This is a genomic window from Paenibacillus sp. P4_E11, from assembly GCF_056401635.1.
The window spans coordinates 22,171-28,817 of the sequence record NZ_JBFUIX010000079.1; the positions used below are offsets into that span (position 1 = coordinate 22,171).

Here is a 6,647-nt window from a genome sequence, read left to right on the forward strand (position 1 = left end):
CTGGAGGATCAGAATGCTGCTGACGTTGTTTAATGGGCAATGGGTCGTACCGGATTCTTTCTTGAAGCCTGACTTTATCGTCGAGGCGAACACAATTCTGAAACTGCCCGATGAAATCGTCGAAGCCTATTTGTCGGCAATCGACACGATCGATAAGGACGCGCATCTTCGCGAGCTTGCGGGTTCTTATCACCGGCAGTTGTTCGAATCATGGGATGAGGACCATGGGCCTATCTTGCACCGTTTACTTGCAGATGCCGAGACGATGGGTGAATTGGCGGGCATGTTCGTGGCCGTTGTATTTGTATCCAGTCTGCCGCATGCTGCCGCCTATTATCGGAACAGAGGAATGTCCGCTCAGGTGCTAATCGATACATATAGCGACATCTATAATTGGATGCTTCATTACCATAACTTGAACGGGGTGTGGGGGCTCGATCGTGTACATTGGTTGATCCAGCATGCGCGCGCACGAGTTTTCCGGCTGGGGCGGCTGCAGTTCATGCTGCGCCGGTTTTCCCGTAAAATCAAAGTGTTTCGTCACCGCAGCGAAGGGCGGGTCCTTACATTATCAGCAGAAGGAATCCGTTTCCGTGGTGACGGTCAGGGGGATGGTACGAACGGCATCTACGACAGCGAGACAGGATGGGAAGCGCAGTTCGAAATGACGGAAGATGTCATAACCGGGAATACGTTATTGGAAAACGGTTTTGCCCGAAAAGAGTCCGTCATCCTTCTAAGTAAGGATTGGGAGCTGGTACTAAGCGAAGAAAACGACATCCTCGATGTGCATATTGCTGAAGGCAGCCCGCTTCATCACGAGCAGTGCCTTGAATCGTATCGCCTGGCGGCTGAATTTTTCGCAAAGTACGAACCGAATCGTCCATTTCGCGCATTTGCCTGTTTGTCATGGCTGCTCAGTCCGCAGCTTCGGGACATACTTCCAGAGGGGGCCAATATACTCCGGTTTCAAAGCGACTATCAGCTATTCCCGATAGCATCCAACGACGAACAGACCTTCGATCGAGTGTTCGGCACGAAACCAGGCGACATCTCTCAAGTTCCGCGGGAGACGAGCCTTCAACGGCGTATTGCCGCTTATTATGAATCCGGCCAAAGAATGGCTTCCGGCGCAGGATACCGGCTGGTTTCTTTACAAAACCTTTAACGCACCTTAACTTCCACTACATGTCGACATCGCATGGTGGGACTGGCCCCGTGAGCAGTTGCTCGCCAGGTTCGACGAATTCAATCATCTGGATGTTTTTCTTGACCAATATGGGAATTGAGATCGGTGAACCAAATATCGCGAAACCGCACCCAGCCCAAGGATTCCAATGAGATGCCTCTAATGGACGGGTGAAAGGCGGTCTTCAAATGTTTGCGGTACAGGAATAATAGGCTGTGCCGCTGTTTGAGTTGGGACTCGATCTCCTGGAAATGGACGAGTCGGCGAGCAGAGTCAGGCTCTGTCTGAATAAGCTGGATGTGCTGTTCCAACATTGCCTGCATATGTGGCTCCACATGCTGTTGCATACTTCGGTACAGATCGATGAGCCGCAGCTCTCGATGCTCATCCAGCATCACGGCGAAGAGCAGCAGGTCGGCGGCCATTCGCGCCTCGCCCTTAAACAGTTCAGTCGGGATGAGCTGAATATCGACTGCAACGCCAACCTTGGCAAGCGCATCCCGGACGAGTGCAGCATCTGTCTCATATTGGGGGATGGTCGCCAAGTGCAGCGTCTCTCCCTGGTAGCCTGCAAGTGCCAAGCGCCTGTCGATCTCTTCCCGATCGGGCTTCACCAGCAGGATCGGCTTCGTGGAATCGGTTCTTACCAAGAAGCTGTCATTCGCTTCGATCACATCGCCCGACAACTGGTCCAGCACGAAGGCGCGGTCGAGTGCATAGTCAATAGCGGCACGTAAGTCAGCATGGGCAGCTGGACCGTCCTTAAGCTCATTCACAGTTATGAATTTGCATGTCATCCCCGATTGACGAACCTGCTGCCACCCTCCAGCTGCTGTGTCGGATAAACGTACATTATGCATGACTTGAAGAGGCTGAGGGCGGTCATGAACTTCGCTTACGCTTACTTCCGTCATCGGCATCGTCCACACCTCGACCCGATCCAGAAATCCGCGTCCCTGGAAATAGGAAGGGAATGCTTCCAGGATCCACACACCTTGCTCCTGCTTAGCCATTCGGAATGGACCGGTGCCAACCGGTGAAGTGCCTAACAAGCCCCCAGCCGCCACACAAACGTCCTGTGGTACGACAGAAGCCCGATTCGTAGTTAAGAAAGCTAGAAAAACCTCATTGCGTTCTGACAGACGAATGCGAAGCGTAGTGTCATCCGGCGTCTCGATCGAAACAATATCCTCGTAGGCCCAGCTGTACAATCCTCTCGGCGCAAGCTTGCGTAACCGATTGAGCGAATAGGCAGCATCGGAAGAGACCATCTCGCGACCGTGATGGAACAGCACTCCTTTTCTCAGATAGAAAGTCCAGAGCGTTCTTGTAGGGTCGGTCTCCCAGGCGTGAGCCAGATGTGGAACAATATGTTCGCCACGCGCATCCATTCGTACAAGTCCGTCGAACAGTTGGTTGACCAAGTGTGATTCACCCGTGTACTGGATGGTTGCCGGGTCAAGGGAGTGGATCGTCTGCGGAAGCGGAAAGCGCAAGCTGTCCAGACGTTTGTGCCCATGCACCTCGGAATGAAAGCCGAATTGCCCGGACAACCAGGCTTGGAAGTGCTCGCGTAGTGAGGAAGATGAATCTCCTGCTGCCTGCACGAGCTCCAGTGCTGAACGCAAATCTTGCTTCTCTACCATCTCCTGCGCTTCCTGCAGCAACATCTCTTCCCGCCGCGCTTGGAAAGTCAGAATCGAACGGTTCCCACGCCCTCTTCTGGGCGACCATGTCAGCCATTGCTCCTGCTGCATCCGCTTGAGCAATAGCACCATATTGCGGTGGGTGCAATCGAGTAGATGGGCAAGCTCCTCCAAAGTAACCTCCAGCGGAATGTCCTCCACAATGTCCGGATAGCAGCGTCTTAGCGTCAAATAATGCCTCCGAATTTTCATCTATAACACTCCCAACCTAAAATATGAAATTCCTGAAATGAAACTTGCACTTTTTCTTCTTATTTTCAAAGCTACAATAAAAGAAGGGAATATACAAGTGAATGAGGAGTGAATCGAAGTGAGAGAACCAGCGCCATGGCAGAAACGGTATGGAAGAATGTTGTTGCTTGCCTGCTTACTAGGCTTGTGCAGCCAGTATTTGTTTGTGGGAAAGGCAGCAGGTGTATCAGTCATGTTGTTTCTCGGGGGATATTATTTCCTATTTCTCTACTCCGTGAGAGGGCGGCTTGGTGGATTCGATCGATGGCAAGGACAGTCCACGGCAGGATGGCTGCTCTTGATTCCGATCACGCTTCTCGCCATGACTTATGTGTTGTACGCCAATGTACTGTATCGTGTGTTGAATGGATTGGCGCTTCCGATATTGGTAGTTGCCCAAACCATGCTGGTTACGCGGAACGGGAGCCATGCGTGGTATAAGATTGCCTTTGTCCAGGAGATGCTCGTTCAAAGTATATTCCGGCCGCTCAGCCATATTCCGGTCCCGTTCGGCATGCTCCGCAGCTTGATTCCCGGCACGGATAGTAAAGGTGAGGACTCCGGTTTCGGACGTCTGCGCAAGATCATGTTAGGGTTGCTGCTGGCGGCTCCAATCCTGCTCATTGTGATTTCGTTGTTGGCATCGGCTGACCGCATCTTCCAATCCTGGCTGGAGGAAATTCCACAATGGATGGATGGGATCTCAATCGGTTCCTGGGTATACCGGGTGATTGTGATGATCGTCATTGCACTCTATACATTTTGTTACATATGGGGGCTTCTGTTCCCGCAAGCGATGGAAACCTCGGAGTTGTCTGCTGCGGCTGAGTTTGTTGATGAAGGAGGGCAACTGAAGCAGGAGCGGAAGCGCCAATCGCTTGACCCACTCATTGCGGGAACGCTGCTAGTGAGCGTGAATCTTGTGTACATGCTGTTCGCAGCGATCCAATTCTCTTATTTATTCGGGGCGGCGAATGGACTATTGCCGGAAGGTGCAGCCTATGCGGAGTATGCGCGGAAAGGGTTTGCCGAGCTCGTATTGGTTGCCATCCTTAACCTCGGCTTGCTGCTCCCAGGGCTCCATTATATACGCAAGTCCAGCAAGGTGGCCGAAATGGTACGGAAGCTGCTATTAAGCATGTTAGTGGGATGTACGGTAGTGATGCTGATCTCATCATACAGTCGACTTTCCTTGTACGAGGAAGCGTATGGTTTCACGCAAACCCGGTTGTTGGTGCATGGATTCATGCTGTTTCTTGGCATCTGGTTAATTCTTGCGTTAATTCGCGTGTGGCAGGAGCGGTTCTCCTTGTCCAAGGCTTATGTATGTAGTGCACTGATCGCCTATGTGGTGATGAACTATGCGAACCTCGACTATCGGATCGCAGTCAATAATATCGCACGCTATGAACGAACAGGTATCTTGGATGTGGCGTATCTGAACAAGCTTTCCACGGATGCGGCTCCAGCTCTCCAACGATTTCAAGCGAAGCATTCAGACATGCTCCAGCTCCAGTCGATCCTCGACAAAATGAAGAGGGAGTCCGCGCAGGATAACAGTTGGCCGTCCTGGAACGTATCGAAGCTTCGGATGAAGTGATATAATTTAGCTTGTATGCACTGCAGGCTGAATCATTACTGGAGCTGACACCTTGAACCGATTAACTACTTATGCGCCCCATGTGTATTTCTTCTTCTTTTTTATCGCAGTGGGCTCTTATGCACCGTACCTGGGTTTGTGGCTGAATGGGGAAGGACTTACGAACCAGCAGATTGGGGCGATCTACGCGATCGGTCCGTTCGTGGCGCTGTTCGTTCAACCGGTCTGGGGCGTTCTGTGCGACAAGTACGGCATCGAAAAATCGGTGTTGATGCTCTGTAGTCTGTTAACCCCAGCACTCGCCTTTGGGTATTCGAGCGGCGGGGGCTTCGCGATATTAGCTGCAACGGCGGTCGCTATTGCAGTTTTTTCCTCACCGCTCGGGCCCTTGTCGGACGCTGTCGCGGTCGCCCATGTGAACAAGCGGGGCCAGACTTACGGCGGTGCAAGAGTATGGGGTTCGGTCGGCTTCGCCGTCATCGTAACCCCGATGGGCATATTATATGAGCAGATCGGCATCAAGTGGATGTTTTCGTTCTATATGGCCTTTATGATCGCTGTATTCTTTATCGCTTTACTGCTGGAGAGGGGAAGCGTTAGGAGGAACACGTCATGGCGGGACATAGGCAAGTTGTTGAAAAACAAGGAATTGACGATGTTTTTGTTCATTGTTTTTATCATGGCTTGCGGTACACAAGGGTTCAACGTGTTCTTCACTATCTATATTAGCTCAGACGGTGGTAATGTCTCCGCCAAGGTCGGTTGGCTGATGGCTGTCGCCGCATTATCGGAGTTTCCTTTCTTCCTATTCGCCTCACGTATTACAGGAAGGTTCGGTTATCGTAAGGTGTTGTCGGCCGGTGCGTTCGCTATGGCTTTGCGGCTTTTCGCCGTTTCGTTCGGCTTACCGATGCCGGTGCTGCTCGCGACCCAACTGCTGCATGGCATATCGTTCGGACTTTTCTACGCGGCTGGTGTGCAGTATGCGAATGAGCTATCCCCGCCAGGATCGAAGGCGACGGGTCAATCGCTGTTCAGTATGGTGTACGCCAATGTGGCCATTCTGATCGCGAGTAACGCGGGTGGTTGGTTGATCGACTATGCCGGGTTTGGGACCATGTTCCGGTTATCTTCACTGCTGTGCGTTATGGGGGGAATCGGATTTTTGACGATGCGGCAGGCGCGATCTAGTAGGGGCGTTGAGACCTATCTAAACGGATAAAAAAGTCGATGAACTAGATGAACCTCTAGTCTCTGTGAGAACAAGCGTCTCCCCAAACACTCGAATGACCGTCTGCACACGCAGACGGTTATTCGTGGTTCTCTTCTGGAGGAAATATGGCATTCAGATCGAGTACAACACATGAGAATAACGGGGATGTGAGCTGATCTTGATCCGTTAGCGTGGCGATCAACCTATATTCTCCATCCATAAGCACAAATTGATCAACCGTACGGTAAGTGGGATCGAGGAGCCAATATTCTTTCACGCCGAATTGTTCGAACATCGCCTTCTTCACAGTCTTGTCCTTGCGTCCGGTGCTGCTGGACAATACTTCGATGACCAAATCGGGTGCACCGAACACGTACCCGTCCCTGAGGATTGAGCGATTGGCGTTAACGATATAGATGAGATCGGGCTGGGCTATATTGTCTATGTCGAAGTGTACATCCATCGGCGCGAGTATGATTTCTCCGTCTAGGCAGCATGTTGTCTGCAAGTTGAAGTACAGATTGCCTACAATCTTCTGGTGTATGAACTTGGGGGATGGTGAGAGGTCGTAACGTATGCCGTTGATGATTTCGAATCGCTCGGGAATGTCATAGTAGGATGTATGCTCCTTGATCAATGGCTTTGAATTCGACTTGGCGCTGTCGCTCATAGGGAATCCGCCTCTCGGGAATGGAATAGCTTATCCTG

General features: G+C 51.6%; 5 protein-coding genes. 3 read left to right on the forward strand and 2 right to left on the reverse strand.

What is annotated here, in order from left to right; translation table 11 throughout:
- Positions 1 to 13 precede the first annotated feature (13 nt).
- Entirely contained in the window at positions 14 to 1,168 is a 1,155-nt protein-coding gene (locus AC1DWB_RS24265; RefSeq protein ID WP_477543672.1) for an acyltransferase domain-containing protein, read from the forward strand.
- A gap of 80 nt (positions 1,169 to 1,248) precedes the next feature.
- Here the strand turns inward: AC1DWB_RS24265 and AC1DWB_RS24270 are convergent, their stop codons facing one another.
- Positions 1,249 to 3,087, reverse strand: coding sequence for an ABC transporter substrate-binding protein (locus tag AC1DWB_RS24270; protein ID WP_477543673.1), 1,839 nt, complete (start codon positions 3,085 to 3,087; stop codon positions 1,249 to 1,251).
- Between the two features lie 118 nt (positions 3,088 to 3,205).
- Between AC1DWB_RS24270 and AC1DWB_RS24275 the strand changes: the two genes are divergently transcribed.
- On the forward strand, positions 3,206 to 4,726 hold the full coding sequence (locus AC1DWB_RS24275; protein ID WP_477543674.1) for a DUF4153 domain-containing protein: 1,521 nt from the start codon (positions 3,206 to 3,208) through the stop codon (positions 4,724 to 4,726).
- A 52-nt stretch (positions 4,727 to 4,778) separates the two neighbouring features.
- Positions 4,779 to 5,948, forward strand: a complete 1,170-nt coding sequence (locus AC1DWB_RS24280; protein WP_477543675.1) for an MFS transporter — start codon at positions 4,779 to 4,781, stop codon at positions 5,946 to 5,948.
- A gap of 88 nt (positions 5,949 to 6,036) precedes the next feature.
- Here AC1DWB_RS24280 and AC1DWB_RS24285 read toward each other — a convergent pair whose 3' ends face one another.
- Positions 6,037 to 6,609 (reverse strand): Uma2 family endonuclease, encoded by a 573-nt coding sequence (locus tag AC1DWB_RS24285; protein WP_477543676.1) that lies wholly within the window; start codon positions 6,607 to 6,609, stop codon positions 6,037 to 6,039.
- Between the last annotated feature and the right edge of the window lie 38 nt (positions 6,610 to 6,647).